The organism is Oscillibacter sp. KLE 1728, assembly GCF_934833455.1.
Taxonomy (GTDB): Bacteria; Bacillota; Clostridia; order Oscillospirales; family Oscillospiraceae; genus Oscillibacter; species Oscillibacter welbionis.
The window spans coordinates 8,470-25,225 of record NZ_CAKVVF010000021.1; the positions used below are offsets into that span (position 1 = coordinate 8,470).

Genomic DNA, 16,756 nt, shown 5'->3' on the forward strand with positions numbered 1-16,756 from the left:
CGCTGTCCGGGAGACTGACGGCAGCCAGAAGATCCTCATCGCCACCCATGACGGTATGGCAGTCTGCTTTGACGAGAACGATGTGCGGCCCATGGGCCGGGACGCCGTGGGTGTGCGGGGTATCCGCCTGCGCCAGGGCGACTACGTGGTGGGCGCCGCCCGTGCCAAGGCCAATCATGCGGTGCTGGCCATCACGGAAAACGGCTACGGCAAGCAGACGCCGGTGGAGGACTATCGGATCACCAACCGGGGCGGCCTCGGCATCAAGAACTACATGGTGACGGACAAGACCGGCCCCGTGGTGGGCATCAAGGTGGTGGACGGCACGGAGGACCTGTTGCTGGTGACCCAGGCAGGCATTCTGATCCGCACCCCGGTGGACAGCATCCGCACCGCGGGCCGGGCCACTCAGGGCGTCATCGTCATGCGGTTCAAGGAGGAGGGGGATCACGTGATCTCCCTGGCGCTCACAGACCATGAGGAGGGCAGCGCCGAGGCCGAGGAATAAGGCCGTCCGGAGCCGGGGCGAAAACGCTTCTGCCGGAATGTTTATCAGAACACAGGGGGAGCTGTTCCCGAGGAGACGGCTCCCCCATTCAAAACCATCTTCCAAAAGGATTTCATGATGAAAACAGTCACCATCTACACCGACGGCGCCTGCTCCGGCAATCCGGGCCCCGGCGGCTGGGGCGCGATTTTGATGTACGGCCCCCACAGCCGGGAGCTCTCCGGCGGAGAGGCCGCCACCACCAACAACCGCATGGAGCTCACCGCCGTGATCCAAGCACTGTCCCTGCTGAAGGAGCCCTGCATCGTGGACCTCTGGTCCGATTCCAAATATGTGATCGATGGGCTGGAGAAGGGCTGGGCCAAAGGCTGGAAGGCTAGGGGCTGGAAAAAAGCTGACAAGAAGCCCGCCCTGAATCCGGATCTCTGGGACAGGCTGCTGGCCCTGACAGAGGTTCATTCCATCCGTTACCATTGGGTCAAGGGCCACGCGGAGAATGCGTACAACAACCGCTGTGATGAGCTGGCGGTGGCGGAGAGCCAGAAATACAAGTAGTATGTCTTCTGTACCCCGCAGAACGGGGCAGGCGCCGTACAAGCGGTTCGACGACGGCAAAGCCACGGCGGAGTCGGAATTTCCTCTCGCCGGGCAAATCAAAAAAATAGGTCCCCCACCGGCTCTGCCGGGCGAGGGACCATGCGGAGAGCGCATACAGCAACCACTGTGATGAGCTGGTGGCGGCCGGAGATCCTGATAGCCCCCGCTTCCTTCTCATGGGGAGAAAAAGTGAGAGAAACAGACCTATCTTCCAAAAAAAGACAAGTTTTTCTAAATTTTTCCGCTGTTTACGAAAACAGAAAAAAACATTCACAATCTGTTCATAAGAAAAACATAATTTAGAAAAAATTTTCGGATATCTTTATAATCAAGCAAAGGGTCCTCCCAAACCCGATGCGTTTTCTCCCTCCTAAAAACACACACAGCACAAAGGACCGCCATATGGCGGTCCTTTGTGTGTTTACGGCTGGATCAGCTCCTTGCTGAGATGGACGATGAAGTCCTGCACATTGGTGACGATGCCCCGGGCGGAGAGGCTTCCCCGGTCACTGAGTTTGTTCACGGCAAATTCTGAGATATCCACGCAGTAGAAATACACCTGCCGCACGGTTCCGTCTGCCAGCACCCGGTAGGAGGGGGTCATGTTTCCGGCGGCGATGGTGTGAAGGGCAGTGGCCATGCAGATCACCGTGGTGGCGGAGCGGATCTCTGCCCGCATGGCGTCCTGAGCGGCATAGACGTCTGCCAGCACCGGCGGCAGAGGCCCGTCGTCCCGGATGGAGCCCGCCAGTATGTACGGGACGCCGTGCCGTTCGCAGGTGTGCAGAATGCCGTTTTCGATCTGCTCCGCTTTCAGAAAGGCGGGAATCGATCCGTGGAGCCGCACCCGGTTGATGGTGTCCAGATGGTTGTAGTGCCCGTTGGGCTGACTTTCCTGCGTGTAGATGTTCTGCCCCAGAGCAGTGTTGAGGTAGGCTGCCTCCAGATCATGGGTGGCCAGCGCGTTGCCCGCCAGCACGGCATGGACAAAGCCGCCTGCGATGAGCCGGGAGAAGGCGTTGCGTGCGTCGTGGTCAAAGGCGAAGGCGGGCCCCATCACCCAGACCACCTTGCCGTGGTCCCGTTCGTGGCGCAGCAGTTCATAGAGCTCGTCATAGTCCCGGGAAAAGGCGGTCTCCCGGGAGCGGCCCTGCCGGAAGGCAAACACATCTCTGGCAACCCGGCGCTCCCGGAAGCCGTCCGGGTGGACGAGGATCCCCTCCTCTCCCTGTTCTGTGCGGCCGACGGCCACCAGCTCTCCCTGCCGCAGGCGGCGGAATTCCCGGACGTCGATGCGGCCCCGATCCCACACGGCCACGCAGTCCATCCGGCTCTCCCGGGCCAGATGCCACTGCCCTGCGATTTTGAAGTATTCCGGAAAGATGCTCATGGCGTGGAAATTCTCCGGCGCCACGCCGTCCCGGGGCGCCGGGCGAAAGACGGCGTCCGGTGCGTTTTCCAGTGCGGGTGTGGAAAAGACCGGCGGAAAATAGGGGCGCAGCTGAAACGGCATAATGGCGTTCCTCCTTTGAAAGATGGTGCCGCTGTTCCACCCGGATGCAGAGAAGAAAAGCCCGGGGACCGCTCCTCGCAATACCTGCGGAGCAGTCTCCAGGCCCATCGGCATTCCCATCCGGCAAAAGGGCGCGGGAGGTTTGATTGCATTCAGAATATCAGAATGCCGCCAAAAAAACAAGGCCCTTTCTTGTAAATCCGGGCCGTCGGGTGTAGAATATCCAACATACAGGTTTTTCCTTCAAGGAGGCTTTTCAACATGAGAGACGGTTTTATCTCCGTGGCCGCAGGCACCCCCAAAATCCGGGTGGCGGACTGCCGCTATAACGCGGAACAAATTTTTACCCTGATGCGGGAGGCGGACAAGCAGGGGGTGAAGGTGCTGGCTCTTCCGGAACTGTGCCTCACCGGCTACACCTGCGGAGATCTGTTCCTGCAGGACACGCTGCTCCGGGGCGCCGAGGAGGGCCTTCAGACCATCCTGGAGGCTACAAGAAATCTGGAGATCGTGACGGCCCTTGGCCTGCCCGTGTGGGATAAATGGGACAACAAATTGTATAACTGCGCGGCTATTATACAAAAAGGAGAGATTTTGGGGCTGATTCCCAAGGTCTATCTGCCCAATTATGGGGAGTTTTATGAGCAGCGGTGGTTTGCATCCGGCAGCGGCGTGGAGCACGGGATTGAGCTGTGCGGGCAGCATGTGAGTCTCTGTACGAACCAGACCTTTGCCTGCGACACCATGCCCAACTTGGTGATCGGCGTGGAGATCTGCGAGGATCTGTGGGCCCCGGCGCCGCCCTCCGTGGAGCTGGCCCGGAAGGGCGCCACCGTGATTCTGAACCTCTCCGCATCCAATGAGCTGGTGGGCAAGGCGGACTACCGCCGCTCCCTGGTGACAGGCCAGTCCGCCCGGCTGATGTGCGGTTATGTGTACGCGGATGCCGGAGAGGGAGAGTCCACCACCGATGTGGTGTTCACCGGCCACAATATGATCGCGGAAAACGGTACCCTGCTGGCGGAGCGGCGGTTCGCCACCGGACTCACCGTCAGCGAGATCGATGTGGACCGGCTGATCCATGACCGCCGCCGGACCAACACCTTCACCTTCGGCAAGGAGCCGCCGGAGATCTGGCGGTGCGGCTTCACGTTGCCGGTGGAGGAGACCCGGCTCACCCGGTACGTCTCCCCATCTCCTTTCGTGCCGGAGGATGCCGCGGGCCGGGCGGAGCGGTGTGAGGAGATCCTGCGGATCGCCTCCCTGGGTCTGAAGAAGCGGCTGGAGCACACCGGCGCCAAGACGGCGGTGGTGGGCCTCTCCGGCGGGCTGGACTCCACCCTGGCCCTGCTGATCACGGCCCTGGCCATGGGGATGCTGAATCGGCCCGCCAGCGACATCGTGGCCGTCACCATGCCCTGCTTCGGCACCACTGCCCGGACGAAGTCCAATGCGGAGCTGCTGGCGGAGCGGATGGGTGCCACGCTGAAGATCATTGACATCTCCCAGGCGGTGCGGCGACATTTTACCGACATCGGACAGAGCATGGAGAACCATGACGTCACCTTTGAAAACGGCCAGGCCCGGGAGCGGACCCAGGTCCTGATGGACATTGCAAACCAGACCGGCGGCCTGGTGATCGGCACGGGAGATCTCAGTGAGTTGGCCCTGGGCTGGTGCACCTACAATGGCGACCACATGAGCAACTACGCCGTCAACTGCTCCATCCCCAAGACCCTGGTGCGGCATTTGGTGGCCTATCTGGCCCGGGACAACGCGGAGAAGGACGAGGCCCTCCATGACGTGCTGGAGGATATTCTGGACACCCCTGTCTCCCCGGAGCTGCTGCCCGCTGTCCAAGGGGAGATCAGCCAGCGGACCGAGGATCTGGTGGGGCCCTATGAGCTACACGACTTCTTCCTGTACTACATGCTCCGCTGGGGCTTCCCGCCCCGGAAGATCTACCGTCTGGCGCTGTATGCCCTGGGGAAGACCTACACCCCGGATGTGATCCTGAAGTGGCTGAAGACCTTCTACCGCCGCTTCTTCTCTCAGCAGTTCAAGCGCAGCTGTCTGCCGGACGGCCCCAAGGTAGGCTCTGCGGCACTCTCCCCCCGCGGCGACTGGCGGATGCCGAGCGATGCTTCCGCGGCACTGTGGCAGGCAGAACTGGAGACACTGGAGTCAGTGCATTTTTAACAGTATGTGGAAAGCGGACCAGGGCGCCGGCTATACAGCCGGCGCTCTGGTCTTTCTATGCGTATACAGATAAACACGGACAGGCAGCATGAACTTTCGCAGTTCTTGACAGATTCTCCCCCCTCCCATTAAAATAGAAGAAAAATTGTTTGAAAACGGAAAGGAAGCACACGATGGAAGAATCTCTAGAACATATCCGGGAGAGCGCGGAGACACGAATGAGGAAGAATGCCTTCATGCTCCATAATTATATCGAGCTGGAACGCGTGGAAAAAGACCGGGCGGTCTTCAAGCTGGACATCCGCCCGGAGAGCTGCAACCCCTATGGGCTGATTCATGGCGGCGCCATCTACACCCTGGCGGACAACGCCACCGGCGCGGCGGCCCACAGCGACGGGCGGTATTACGTCACACAGACCAGCGCGCTCCACTTCCTGCGCAACCAGGCCACAGGGACGGTGCGGGCCTCTGCTTGGGTCCGGCACCGTGGAAAGTCCACGGTGCTCACCGCTGTGGACATCACCGGAGAGGGCGGCAGGCTGCTGGCCACGGGGGAGTTCACCTTCTTCTGTGTAGACAAGGCGCTGATGGACCAGAAGGCGGCCGCTGAGCAGAAATAAGAGAGATGCGGGAGAGGGCGAACCTCTCTCCCCTTTTTCCCAAACACTGTGGAAAACCGGGCTGTCATATCTCCGCCCGCCGCCGCATAAGGTTGTCCCAGAGGTGAGGCGATATGAAGAGGCCGGTTTTTCCAGGCCCGTTCAGAAGAGGGCTCCGGCGGCTGGGCGCAGCCGGGCTGGCGGCCGGGACCCTTTGGGCGGTTGTGGTCACCGCCGGAAGCGACAGCGCGTCTGCGGCCTGGGCGGCCCTGCGGGCGGCGTCTCCGCTGGCGGCGCTGAAATGGGAGCTGGGGGACCTGTGGGCGAACGATGACCTCTCCCCCGCCGCGGTGATGACGTTGGGAGAGTCTCCCCTGCTGTTGTCCGCCCGGGCGGCTGTGGCGGAGCTGTGGTCCACCGAGCGGACGGAGGAATCCGGTGCGGACGGCCGGGAGGAGACTGTCACGGAGCCGGTGGAGGAGACGCCGCTGGAGACCACGGGAGAGACGGACAACGGCGTTCCGGCCAGAACACTGGTGCCTACGGACCCCAGCGGCTATACGGTCTGCGGCCGGTCCTACATCTCCAACAGCACGGACCACGCCCTCACCGTCACGGAGCTGTCGGAGCCCTTTGACGCCCGGCTCGCCGATGGGGAGCCTCAGATTCTGATCCTCCACACCCACGGCAGCGAGGCCTACACCCCACCCCCGGGCACGGACATCGTCTGGTCCGGCAACTACCGCACTACGGACTCCCGCTACAACGTGGTGGGGGTGGGAGACGAGATGGCGGAGGTGTTTACCGCCGCCGGGATCTCCGTCCTCCATGACCGGACACTGTACGACTACTCGTCGTACAACGACGCCTATAACAACGCCCTGGCGGCCATTGAGACCTATCTGGCGGAATACCCCTCCATCCGCTTCATCCTGGATGTCCACCGGGACGCCATCGGCGACGCGGAGGGCAATCAGTACAAGGTGATCTCGGAGATCGACGGGGTGGGCACCTCCGCCCAGATGACTCTGGTGATGGGCAGCGACGGCAGCGGCCTGGCTCATGAGCACTGGATGGAGAATCTGAAACTGGCGGTGGCCCTTCAGGACAATATCTTGCAAAGCTATCCCACCCTGATGCGGCCGATCCTGCTGCGGAATTCCCGCTATAACCAGCACGCCACCACCGGCTCCTTGCTGGTAGAGGTAGGGGCCGCCGGCAACTCTCCGGAGGAGGCCGCCCTGGCGGGCCGCCTGTTCGCCCAGCAGATGGCGGACTATCTCATTGATCTGGGCAAGTGACAGAGGCGGTCCTGCGGAGAGCAGGCCATCCGGCCCCGGTCCGACGGCAAAAGCCCCGTCCGTTCGGACGGGGCTTTTTGCTTTGAAGGCTCAGGGCTCCTCCGCCAGGGGGAAGGACACCACAGCGGTGAACAAGTCCGCCAGCGTCTCCACGTGGAAATCTCCGCCGCAGGCCTCGGTAAAGGAGCTGGCGATGGAAAGGCCCAAGCCGCTGCCGCCATCGGTACGGCTGGCGTCGCCCCGGACGAACCGGGCCGTCAGGTCCACGCCTGTGGGCAGCTCCTCCCGGGAGGTGTTGCGCAGGCTGGCCTCCGCCCTGCCCACCTCGGTCTTTAAGGAGAGGTAGACCCGGCTTCCCGCCAGGGCATATTTCAGGGCGTTGTCGATGAGGTTCTGGAACACCCGGTACAGCCGCCGGCCGTCAGCCGTGATCATCACCGGTATCTCCGGCAGCTCCATCCGGAAGGTCAGCCCGCTTTGGGAGATAGGCCCCTCCAGGTCCGCCAGGGTCTGCCGCAGGAGCTTGGCAAAATCCAGCCGCTCCAAGTGGACCGGCAGCTGGCCGGAGGCGGCCTTGCTGACCTCGAACACATCCTGGACCATCACTGCCAGCCGTCGGGCCTTCTCGTCGATGATCCGGGCGTAGTCCGCTGCGGCCCCCTCCAGGGGCTCCTGCCGCAGCAGTTCCGCATAGGAGAGCACAGAGGTCAGGGGCGTTTTCAGGTCGTGGGACACGTTGGAGATCAGCTCTACCTTCATCCGTTCGCTGCGGGTCTGCTCTGCCAGGGCCCGGTGCAGGCCCGCCTGGATGTCGTTCAGCTGCTCCGCGGTCTGATGCAGGTCTGCGTCCGCCGGCAGGTCCAGGGGCGTTTCCAGATCCCCGTCCCGGATGGCCGTCACTTGGTCCGCCAGCAGGCCGATATCCCGGACCAGGGTCCAGTCCCGCCGGATCCAGAAGATTTCCAGGACCGCCATCAGCGCAAAGGCGGGAACAAAAACGCAGATCACGGTCAGGGAAAAGTTCCACCAGAGCATTTCGTACACAGGGACACAGCAGAGAACAGCTGTAAGCATAATGGCCCACAGTGTCAGATTCCGCACCAGAGACCGCCGCCGGAGCCGCTTCTGCACCGGCAGCTTCAAGTCTCTTGCCAAGAATGCGTTTTTCAGCCCCCTCAACAGACTCCGCCGCTGCTCCCTTTCCGTGTTTTTCCGGGTGATGTGCCGCAGCCACAGCGCCCACACCAGCGCCAGCAGCGCCGGGGCATTGGCGGGCAGCAGCGCCGCCAGCCGCAGGGCGTCCGTCACGGTCGGACCCACCCAGCCGTAATACCAGAATTCAAAGGGAGAGTAGCCGCCGAATCCTGTGGAGAACACCATGGAGAGGACTGCCAGGGCAGCCGCCAGCCACCAGATCTCCCCGGGCACGCGGCGAGTGAGAGCGGCCAGCTTTTTCTCCGCCCTCCGCCGTTCCGCCCGCAGGAAGTGGGCGGCGATCAGGCATACGGCTCCAGCTGCGCACAGCACCGCCCGCAGCAGGTAGAATCCCTGCATCTCCCGAATGTGCTGATATAAGCCGTAAAAATCATCGTAGAAGCGGGTTTGTCCGCCGCTGTTCAGCTGGAGATAAGGCACCGGCTCCTCCCGGACGGCCATGTAGATGGTCACATCCGCCGCGTCCTCCCCGGCCGTGAAATTCTCATAGCCGGGGACGTCCCACAGGGAATCCTCTGTAAAAAATCCATCGCCGTAAACGTCCACTGGTTCTCCATCCTTCCGCAGCAGGATCCTGCCATGGCGGAAGACCAACAGGAAGTTGTACCCCTCCGGCAAATTTTGACTGCTGCTGATCTCCGCACCTGCCGGAACATTGCTGTAGAGCAGCTCCCTTTCCGGGCCAAGGACCTGATAGAGCAGATTTTTGTCTGCCGCATAGTGTTTGTCCGGTGCGGCGGTTGCAGTGTTCTCCTCAACCCACGCGATTTCCGAGGAGGTATCTGTGACGCCCCACTCATAAAAGGATTCGCCCTCCCGGGATACGATATAAGTATCCCCGGAAGCAGTATCCCACCACTCCAGGTCGCTGCCGGTGGCCATAGCCAGAAAGGCCCGCAGCCGTTGGGCCACCTCCTGCCGGAAGGCTGGGGTCTCCTGCCAGTCTGTACTCCACCATCCGCTGCCGAAGGAGCCGCTGTCGACCCCGCTGGCCAGGCGGCCCGCCATCTGTCCCAGGCTCCCCAGCACCAGGCTCACGCCCAGTACCAGGGCCGCCAGTCCGGCCGCCGCCCGCAGCCTGCCGCAGGTCTTTCCGGAGACGCGGACCTTCGCCACGCCCGGGGCGTCCTCCACCCCCTTCAGAGCCTCCCGGACCTCCCCGGCCACAAGTTGTTCCAGACCTTCGTCAGGTCCCGTGCTGTTCCATTTTGTATCCAATGCCCCACACCACCTTGATGTAATCTGGCTCCTTGGGATTGAGCTCGATTTTTTCCCGAATGCGCCGGATGTGGACCATCACCGTGTTTTCGCAGGCGTAGGCCGCCTCCCCGTCCCACACCCGGCGGTAGATCTCCTCCGCCGGGAAGATGCGGCCGGGGTTACGCATCAGCAGGTCCACGATCTTTGTCTCCGTGGCGGTGAGCTTCACCGCTTCCCCATCCGCCCGCAGTTCCCGGCGGTCCGGGTCGTAGGTGAGGCGCCCGTTGACGATGAGGCCCTGCCGCTCCTCCGCGTGGACGTCCCCCAGCAGGGTGTACCGCCGCAGCTGGCTCCGGACTCTGGCCGCCAGCTCCTGGGGGTTGAAGGGCTTGGTCACATAGTCGTCCGCCCCCATGGAGAGGCCCAGGATCTTGTCCGTGTCCTCACTTTTGGCGGAGAGGACGATCACCGGCAGGTTCCGCTTTTCCCGGATCCGCAGCAGAGCGGACAGCCCGTCCAGCTTGGGCATCATCACGTCGATGAGGATCAGCCGCACCGCCGGGTCCAGGGCCAGATCCAGAGCCTCCATGCCGTCATAGGCCCGCAGGACCCGGTAGCCCTCCCGCTCCAGGGTGATGGCGATGGCCCCCACGATCTCCGGATCGTCGTCCACCACCAGAATGCACGCGTTCATCTCGATCCCTCCTTGAGCTGATTGTAGCATACCGGGGAATTCTTACAAACACCCGGAGAAATTTCTTACAGATTTCTTACGGTTTCAAGCGGCACAAAAAAAGGGCCCTCCCGGGAAGGAAAGCCCTTCTTTTCAATGGCTCACTTTTTCAGCGGCATGGAGAAGAGGAACCGGGTGGAGGCCTGGTCGCTCTCGGCCTTCAGAGTTCCCTTGTGCTCCGTCGCAATGGAGGCGGCGATGGGCAGCCCCAGGCCGAAGCCGGACTGCTCCCCCCGGGAGGCGTCCGCCCGGTAGAATCGCTCGAACAGGCGGCCCAGCTGGTCCGGTGGGATGGGATCGCCGGGGTTGGATACCAGCAGACGGGCCTGCCGGTCTGTGCGCCGCAGGGTCAGGCTGATGGTACCCCCCGCCTGCCCATACTTGATGGCGTTGTCCAGCAGGACGCCGATCAGCTGGCGCAGTTTGTCGGCGTCGCCGGTGACGGTCACGTCGGGGGTGATGTCGCTCTCCAGGGGCTTTCCCGCCTCAAAGGCCACCGGCTCAAAGGCCAGTACGCAGTCCGTGGCCAGGTCGGAGAGCGAGACCTCCCCCATCACCGCCGTGGGAACCGCATTGTCCGCCCGGGCCAGGGTCAGCATCTCCTCCACCAGGGACTTCATCTGTCCGGCCTCGGAGCGGATGTTGTCCGCCCACCGGGCCGGGCGGTCCTCCAGCGGCGCCGCCTCCAGCAGTTCCGCATTGGAGAGGATCACGGTCAGCGGCGTCTTCAGCTCGTGAGAGGCGTCGGAAAGGAACTGCCGCTGCTGCTGCCAGGCCTTTGCCACCGGGCGGGTGGCCCACCGGGCCAGCAGGATGGAGACGCCCAGAAGCAGCAGCAGCGCCGCCAGACCGATTTGCAGATAGGAGCCCATGATCTCCTGCAATGTGGCCTGCTCCATGGACATGTCCACAAAGGCGATGCGCTCGTATAGTCCATAGTCCCGGCGCAGATACCGCAGGCCGTAGCTGTGGATAGTGCCCTCGGGCCGGTTCTGCTGGAGACAGTCGGTAAGAATGGTCTGCAGCTCCTGTGTGTCCTGCAGATTGGAATAGGTCCCGCCTGTGACAAAGGCCTCGTAGATTCCGCTGCGGTCCCAGAGATTCACCGTGAAATAGGGCAGCAGAACGTCTTCCCCGCCCCGGTTGAGCCCCAGATCCGGCCGGCCGCTGGGAGTGTCGTCCTCCATGACCCGCTGGAGCACCTGATGGCTGATGACCTCGATGTTCTGCTTGGCGGAGAAAAACACAGCCGTGAATACCACGCCCAGTACCGCGGTCACCAGAATCATGCACATGGCCACGAATTTGATCTGCAATTTTCGGATCATGGGAGGATCGCCCCCTTCCTGTCGAAAACTCTGTGGAAAAGTGGAAAAATGTGGACTTTGTGGAAAACTACGCCTCCTCAGGCGCTTCCAGGCAGTAGCCCACCATGCGGATCGTGCGGATCTTCACCTGGGAGTGGAGATGGTCCAGCTTCTTCCGCAGGAAGGAGATGTAGACCTCCACATTGTTGTCCTCTGCGTCGGACTCATAGCCCCAGACCTTCAGCAGCAGCTTCTCCTTGGTGATGACCAGCTTCTGGTTCAGCATCAGCATCTCCATCATGTCGAACTCCTTCCGGCTGAGCCGCACGGAGCGCTCGCCGCAGGAGAGGGTGAAGGAGGTCTTCTCCAGCCGCAGGTCTCCGTATTTCAGGGCATCAGTCTGCCGCAGCTCCGGCTGGCGGCGGGTCAGGGCCCGGATGCAGGCCAGCAGCTCCTTGGGCTCAAAGGGCTTGGTGAGATAGTAGTCCGCACCGGAGTCCAGCCCGTTCACCCGGTCCGTCAGCTCGGACCGGGCCGTGAGCATCAGCACCGGCGTGGTGCTGCCCTCCGCCCGCAGGCGGCGCAGCACGGTGAAGCCGTCCAGCTTGGGCAGCATCACGTCCAGCAGGATCACGTCATAAATGGAGGTCAGGGCGTTGTCCAGCCCCGCCTCGCCGTCGTGGCAGACGTCCACCGTATAGCCGTTCAGCTCCAACAGGTCCTGGAGGGTGGCGGCCAGGCGGACCTCATCCTCTACCACCAGTACGCGCATGAAATCACCTCCGTTTGCAGGATCGCGCGCCGTTTCTGCCGGCAGCGCCACACAGGGGGGAGCCCGGGGGCTCCCCCCTGGTCAGATGAGACGGATGGGAAACGAGATCGAGTTTATTCGCCCGTGGCGTCCGCCGCAGTCAGGCCATTCTCCGCCACAGAGAGAATGGTGTCCACCGAAGCGGTGTCCATCTGGTAGATGGTGGAATCCCCCTCCATGCGGACGTAGTAGCCGGTCTGGTCCAGGTTCTCGCTGCCGAAGGTCAGGGTCAGCGTCCCCTCGGTACCGGTGTCGTTCAGGTAGAGAATGGTAACCGTGGCCTGGGGTGCGTCAAAGCCGCACAGGGCAGCGGCCTCGTCTGTGGGCTTGTAGTCCACGCATTTGGTGAAGGTCAGCGCCCCCAGCTCCGCCAGCAGAGAGGCGGTGTCCGCGCTGCCGGTGACGTCCTCGCCGCTGGCAGCCCAGGTGACGGTGACCGTCTCCTCCCCGGTCTCCTCGTCGGTGGAGGTCTCCTTGTCGATGGGCCGCAACAGGGTGCTGGCGGCGCCCTCAACGGTGACGGACTGGAGGTTTTCCTCCGTCAGCTGGGGCAGCTCCGGCAGGTCGCACATGTCATAGATGGTCTTGGACATCTCGGTGTACAGGGAGTTGGAGATGATATACACCGGACTCTCCTGTTCGTTCATCAGCATATAGTAGCTGTTGCCGTCCGTAGTGGTGTTGCCCAGGGAGATGGTCAGCGTCCCGCCGTCCGGCTTGGCTGCGGTCAGGGTGGCGAAGGGTTGGTCCAGGCCATAGGCCTCCAGCGTATCGCCCTCTGTAATGGTCTGCTGGGGTTTGAGGTTGGTGAGAAGGGTCAGGATCGACTGGATGGTGGAGTCGTCCAGGGGAAACTCCGGGTCGTCGGACCAGACCCACTTGCCCGCCTCGTCCAGATGGAAGGACAGCGTGGCGTTGCCGTTGTCATAGGTGAGGGACGAATAGGCGGCCTCCGTCTCCGTGATGACGCTGGCGGCGTCCTGGGCGGCGGCCTCCTCAGCTTCCCGCTGGGCGCTGGACCGCTTGACGGCGGAGACCACCGCCAGCAGGATGCCCAGGCCCACCAGGATCCCCAGCAGGAGAACCAGCGTCTTCTTCTGTGTTCGATTCATGCTTGTATGCTCCTTCGTCACAGTTTCCGGCGGTGCATCCAGCGGACAAAGCCGTAGATCAGCAGCGCCGCGGGGATCACCAGGATAAACAGCAGGCCCCAGATGCCGCCGGTCGTGATGGTATTGGTGGGCGTCAACAGGCTCACCGGCTCCACAGAGATGGCGGATACATCGTCAAAGCCCACAGTGGCGGAGTGGATGAAGAGATCCACGTTGTCAACATTGGTAAAGCTGTTGGTCACATCGGTGTTGATCAGCGTGTCTGCGCCGTAGACCGTCAGCCGGGCGGTGGTGTCCTCGCTGATCTCCTCCGTGGCCACGGCACCCACCACATAGGTCCCCTGGGTCATGTTGTCCGCGTCCAGCACGGCATAGCCGTTCTCCGTGGTGGTTAGGAAGGGCTGGACGGTGATGGTGTCCCGGGTGGGATCCGCCAGGGTGAAGCCCCGGGAGGCATAAAACAGGACCATGGAATCACTTGTGAGGCTGCTGGCCGCATCCACAGAGGTGTCCGCCTGCGCGAAGAACAGATAGGGGTTGTTCTGATAGCCCTGGGAGGTGTCCGCGATCATGCCGTCCGCCACCTGCATTCCATAGGCGGCGCACAGGGCGTTGAAGTTGGGCAGGTCCACCAGCTCACCGGCCATGTTGTAGATCACCTGGCCGCCCTCCGCCAGATAGTTCAGGATCATATCCAGCTCATCGTCCGCCAGATCCTGGTCCGGCTCGTTGAGGATCAGCAGGGAGCAGTCCTCAGGGATGCCGCCGTCGGTGAGCAGGTTCACCCGCTCCACGGACATGTGGAGCCGCGTGAACCGCTCCTTCACGCTGATGGGGACGGCGGTCTCGTTGTGGCCTGTGGTCTCGTACACCATCCGGGTCACGCCGGTGAGCACGCTGTCGATGGCGGAGGTCAGCAGGCTCTCCCCGTCGAAGTCCGTCTCCGTATAGGTGCCGTAATAGTAATACGACATCATATCATACCCGATTATGTCGCTGATGTCAAAGGACTCCTGCCGGCCGGTGGCCTCGCAGGTGACCACGATGGTATCCGCCCCCACACCGTACTGGGACAGGGCGGAGGGATAGACCGTGGGGTCGGTGTATTCCAGGGTCAGGTGGTCGCTGAGATCTGCGTAGATGTCCAGAAAGCGGACGATCCGGGTATCCAGTGTGTCCTTGTCGGTGAGCACGTGGATCACCACGTCATCCTCCAGCCCCGCCAGGTAGTCCTGAGAGGTCTCGCTGATGTTGTAGATCCCGCTGCCCGTCAGGTCGATCTGGGCCCACTGCTCCGGCAGCTGTGCCGCAAGCAGGTTGAACACCAGCACTGCCGCCACGGCCAGGGCCGTCAGTCCGGCGGAGAAGGCGCCCCTGCGGGATGCGTGGCGCCCCGCGGTCTCCTGCAGGCTGTTTTTCCAATCACGATGTTCCATATTCACACGCCTCCTCTCAGTTCCACCGGCGCTTCTGGATGACCTGGACGGTCAGAAAGACCAGCAGCGCGCTGATGGACAGGTACAGCAGGATCCCGGGCACGTCGAAGACGTGGTCCGTGGAAAAGCTGTCGAAGGCGGAGAGCAGGGAGAACTTGCCCAGCACATCCGGCAGCAGGTTGGCGAAGACGGAGGAGTCCCGCAGGTAGAAGGCGATCAGCACCGCGGCGCCGGCCACCAGCACGCCGGCTGTGACCTTCCAGTTGTTGGACAGGGCGTTGATGAGGAAGCACACCAGGATCAGCACCACGAAGAAGCCCAGCAGAGACCCGACGGCGGTGGAGGGCAGAAAGCCCACCAGGCCGTCCCACAGATACAGCAGGAGCAGCAGGCCGAAGGTGCCCACTGCGGCGATGATCTGGCTCTCCGTCAGAGAGGAGATCAGCATGCCCACGGCGATCTCCACCGCGCCCAGCAGGAAGAAGGCCAGAATGGCGCCGTAGTCCGCCAACAGGAAGGCCGTGCCGTTCAGCGCGATGATGAGGGGGCACAGGCAGGCAATGGCCACCGGCACGGCGAACACCGTCAGCATGGCGAAGTACTTCCCCAGCACCACGGCGGTGACGGATACCGGCGCCGTCAGCAGCAGCTGGTCCGTCTTGGTGTGGCGCTCATCCGCCATGGAGCGCATGGTGAGAATGGGGACCACCACCATGAAAATGAAGAGAGAGGAGCCCAGAGAGAGGGAGAAATAGGGGTATCCCTGAAACAGGTTGTAGGCAAAGAAATAGATGCCGATGAAGACCGTCAGAACCGCCACGAAGATCCAGCCGATCATGGAGTTGAAATAAGAGCTGACCTCCCGCTTATAAATCGCTTTCATCGCCGACCGCCTCCTTTTCCGCAGTTTCCACAGAGGTCTGGAACAGCGCCGCCGCCCGGGCGGCCACCGTATCGTTATCGTCCGTCAGATCCAGGAAGACCTCCTCCAGAGAGGCCGTCCGGGGCCGCAGCTCCAGCAGGGGCAGCCCCGCCTCTGCAAAGGCGAAGAACAGCGCCTCCCGGATGTCCCTCTCCATGTGGATGGCAAAGCGGGCTGTGTCCTCCGTCCGCCCCAGCAGGGTCCGGCCGGTGATGCCCGCCACCCGGTCCAGCACGGCCTCCGCCGCCTCCGGCGCGGCCTTTGCCGTCAGTTCCAGGGAGCCTCCGGCGGAGAGCTTCTCCTCCAGGTCCTCCGGGGTGTCGCACACCACAAACCGGCCCTTGCGGATGATGAGGACCCGGTCGCATACCGCCCGGATCTCAGAGAGGATATGGGAGCTGAGGATCACGGTGTGGTCCTTTGCCAGATGCCGAATGAGATCCCGGATCTCCACCACCTGCTTGGGATCCAGGCCCACGGTGGGCTCGTCCAGAATGATGATCTTGGGGAAGCCCAGGATGGCCTGGGCCAGGCCGACCCGCTGGCGGTAGCCCTTGGACAGGTTCCGGATCAGCCGGGCGCTCATATCCTCCAGATGGGTCAGGGCCAGGACCTTCGTCAGCTGGTCCGTCCGCTGCTCCTTGGGGATCTTCTTCAGCTCCGCGCAGAAGCGCAGGTACTCCTCCACCGTCATATCAGGATACAGCGGCGGGATCTCGGGGAGATAGCCGATGCAGGCACGGGCGGCCTCCGGCTCCTCCAGAATATCGTGGCCCTCCACCAGGACCTGTCCCTCCGTGGCCGCCAGATAGCCGGTCATGATATTCATTGTGGTGGATTTTCCGGCGCCGTTCGGCCCCAAGAAGCCGAAGATCTGGCCGTCCTCCACCGTGAAGCTCAGATGGTTCACCGCATAGTGGTCGCCATAACGCTTCACAAGGTTTTTGACCTCGATCACACAAATAACCTCCTTCAGGAATGGAGACGGGCAGGGCCCGCCCCAGTCAGCTTTCACAGTATAAAAAAAGAAACTGAAAACTATCTGAAAGAATGAACAGAACTTCATAAACTGTTCAAACTTTTTAAAGGTTGTTTTTAGATTTTGGGGGTATGATACAGACATCCTCCAAAAAGGATAACTGATCCCCCCTCTCTTTTTTCATTTTTCATTTCCTTTCTCTCTGCGTGCGGCGGAGGGCGTCCATGACCAGGCGTCCTCCGCCGCACGCTGTCTTGCGCGAAAAGGGCGAAAAAGATGGAAAGATCCGGCCGGTCCAGGACTTTCCGCCGACTTGTTCTTGCA

General features: G+C 62.2%; 14 protein-coding genes. 5 read left to right on the plus strand and 9 right to left on the minus strand.

Features of this window, described 5'->3' with window-relative positions; translation table 11 throughout:
- The coding region (locus QVE23_RS10995) for a DNA gyrase C-terminal beta-propeller domain-containing protein (RefSeq protein ID WP_502919061.1) at positions 1-508 on the plus strand (508 nt) is incomplete at its 5' end.
- Positions 509-625: 117 nt separating this feature from the next.
- Positions 626-1,063, plus strand: coding sequence for a ribonuclease HI (rnhA, locus tag QVE23_RS03820; RefSeq protein ID WP_025543906.1), 438 nt, complete (start codon positions 626-628; stop codon positions 1,061-1,063).
- A gap of 463 nt (positions 1,064-1,526) precedes the next feature.
- Here the strand turns inward: rnhA and QVE23_RS03825 are convergent, their stop codons facing one another.
- Complete coding sequence (locus QVE23_RS03825) at positions 1,527-2,618, minus strand: putative NPN-dependent ornithine cyclodeaminase (RefSeq protein WP_287967594.1); 1,092 nt, start codon at positions 2,616-2,618, stop codon at positions 1,527-1,529.
- A 261-nt stretch (positions 2,619-2,879) separates the two neighbouring features.
- On the opposite strand from QVE23_RS03825, the gene QVE23_RS03830 reads away from it, so the two are divergent.
- The 3 genes from QVE23_RS03830 (at position 2,880) to spoIIP (ending at position 6,717) form a co-directional block, all read left to right on the plus strand.
- The gene (locus QVE23_RS03830) at positions 2,880-4,817 is read left to right on the plus strand and encodes an NAD(+) synthase (RefSeq protein WP_021751131.1); all 1,938 of its coding nucleotides are present in this window, start codon (positions 2,880-2,882) and stop codon (positions 4,815-4,817) included.
- A 173-nt stretch (positions 4,818-4,990) separates the two neighbouring features.
- Entirely contained in the window at positions 4,991-5,437 is a 447-nt protein-coding gene (locus tag QVE23_RS03835) for a PaaI family thioesterase (RefSeq protein WP_136891328.1), read from the plus strand.
- A gap of 113 nt (positions 5,438-5,550) precedes the next feature.
- Complete coding sequence (spoIIP, locus tag QVE23_RS03840) at positions 5,551-6,717, plus strand: stage II sporulation protein P (protein WP_136891329.1); 1,167 nt, start codon at positions 5,551-5,553, stop codon at positions 6,715-6,717.
- Positions 6,718-6,807: 90 nt separating this feature from the next.
- Here spoIIP and QVE23_RS03845 read toward each other — a convergent pair whose 3' ends face one another.
- The 8 genes from QVE23_RS03845 to QVE23_RS03880 form a co-directional block, all read right to left on the minus strand.
- Positions 6,808-9,150: a sensor histidine kinase gene (locus QVE23_RS03845; RefSeq protein ID WP_287967595.1), complete on the minus strand. Its 2,343-nt coding sequence runs from the start codon at positions 9,148-9,150 to the stop codon at positions 6,808-6,810.
- On the minus strand, positions 9,119-9,826 hold the full coding sequence (locus QVE23_RS03850) for a response regulator transcription factor (RefSeq protein WP_025544704.1): 708 nt from the start codon (positions 9,824-9,826) through the stop codon (positions 9,119-9,121). The genes QVE23_RS03845 and QVE23_RS03850 overlap by 32 nt, the downstream gene beginning before the upstream one ends.
- 140 nt (positions 9,827-9,966) lie before the next feature.
- Positions 9,967-11,193 carry a sensor histidine kinase gene (locus QVE23_RS03855; RefSeq protein WP_021751124.1) on the minus strand — a complete coding sequence of 409 codons (1,227 nt, stop codon included), beginning with the start codon at positions 11,191-11,193 and terminating at the stop codon, positions 9,967-9,969.
- Positions 11,194-11,260: 67 nt separating this feature from the next.
- Positions 11,261-11,944, minus strand: a complete 684-nt coding sequence (locus tag QVE23_RS03860) for a response regulator transcription factor (protein WP_021751123.1) — start codon at positions 11,942-11,944, stop codon at positions 11,261-11,263.
- 113 nt (positions 11,945-12,057) lie between these two features.
- Complete coding sequence (locus tag QVE23_RS03865; RefSeq protein ID WP_025544706.1) at positions 12,058-13,095, minus strand: DUF4340 domain-containing protein; 1,038 nt, start codon at positions 13,093-13,095, stop codon at positions 12,058-12,060.
- Between the two features lie 17 nt (positions 13,096-13,112).
- The gene (locus QVE23_RS03870) at positions 13,113-14,531 is read right to left on the minus strand and encodes a DUF7088 domain-containing protein (protein WP_025544707.1); all 1,419 of its coding nucleotides are present in this window, start codon (positions 14,529-14,531) and stop codon (positions 13,113-13,115) included.
- A 16-nt stretch (positions 14,532-14,547) separates the two neighbouring features.
- On the minus strand, positions 14,548-15,414 hold the full coding sequence (locus QVE23_RS03875; RefSeq protein ID WP_021751120.1) for an ABC transporter permease subunit: 867 nt from the start codon (positions 15,412-15,414) through the stop codon (positions 14,548-14,550).
- Positions 15,398-16,411: an ABC transporter ATP-binding protein gene (locus QVE23_RS03880; protein ID WP_025544708.1), complete on the minus strand. Its 1,014-nt coding sequence runs from the start codon at positions 16,409-16,411 to the stop codon at positions 15,398-15,400. The genes QVE23_RS03875 and QVE23_RS03880 overlap by 17 nt, the downstream gene beginning before the upstream one ends.
- Positions 16,412-16,756: the final 345 nt, after the last annotated feature.

Coding starts and splice junctions, on each gene's coding strand:
- rnhA (WP_025543906.1), top strand. CDS start 626: ATGAAAACAGTCACCATCTACACCGACGGCGCCTGCTCCGGCAATCCG.
- QVE23_RS03825 (WP_287967594.1), bottom strand. CDS start 2,618: ATGCCGTTTCAGCTGCGCCCCTATTTTCCGCCGGTCTTTTCCACACCC.
- QVE23_RS03830 (WP_021751131.1), top strand. CDS start 2,880: ATGAGAGACGGTTTTATCTCCGTGGCCGCAGGCACCCCCAAAATCCGG.
- QVE23_RS03835 (WP_136891328.1), top strand. CDS start 4,991: ATGGAAGAATCTCTAGAACATATCCGGGAGAGCGCGGAGACACGAATG.
- spoIIP (WP_136891329.1), top strand. CDS start 5,551: ATGAAGAGGCCGGTTTTTCCAGGCCCGTTCAGAAGAGGGCTCCGGCGG.
- QVE23_RS03850 (WP_025544704.1), bottom strand. CDS start 9,826: ATGAACGCGTGCATTCTGGTGGTGGACGACGATCCGGAGATCGTGGGG.
- QVE23_RS03855 (WP_021751124.1), bottom strand. CDS start 11,193: ATGATCCGAAAATTGCAGATCAAATTCGTGGCCATGTGCATGATTCTG.
- QVE23_RS03860 (WP_021751123.1), bottom strand. CDS start 11,944: ATGCGCGTACTGGTGGTAGAGGATGAGGTCCGCCTGGCCGCCACCCTC.
- QVE23_RS03865 (WP_025544706.1), bottom strand. CDS start 13,095: ATGAATCGAACACAGAAGAAGACGCTGGTTCTCCTGCTGGGGATCCTG.
- QVE23_RS03870 (WP_025544707.1), bottom strand. CDS start 14,531: ATGGAACATCGTGATTGGAAAAACAGCCTGCAGGAGACCGCGGGGCGC.
- QVE23_RS03875 (WP_021751120.1), bottom strand. CDS start 15,414: ATGAAAGCGATTTATAAGCGGGAGGTCAGCTCTTATTTCAACTCCATG.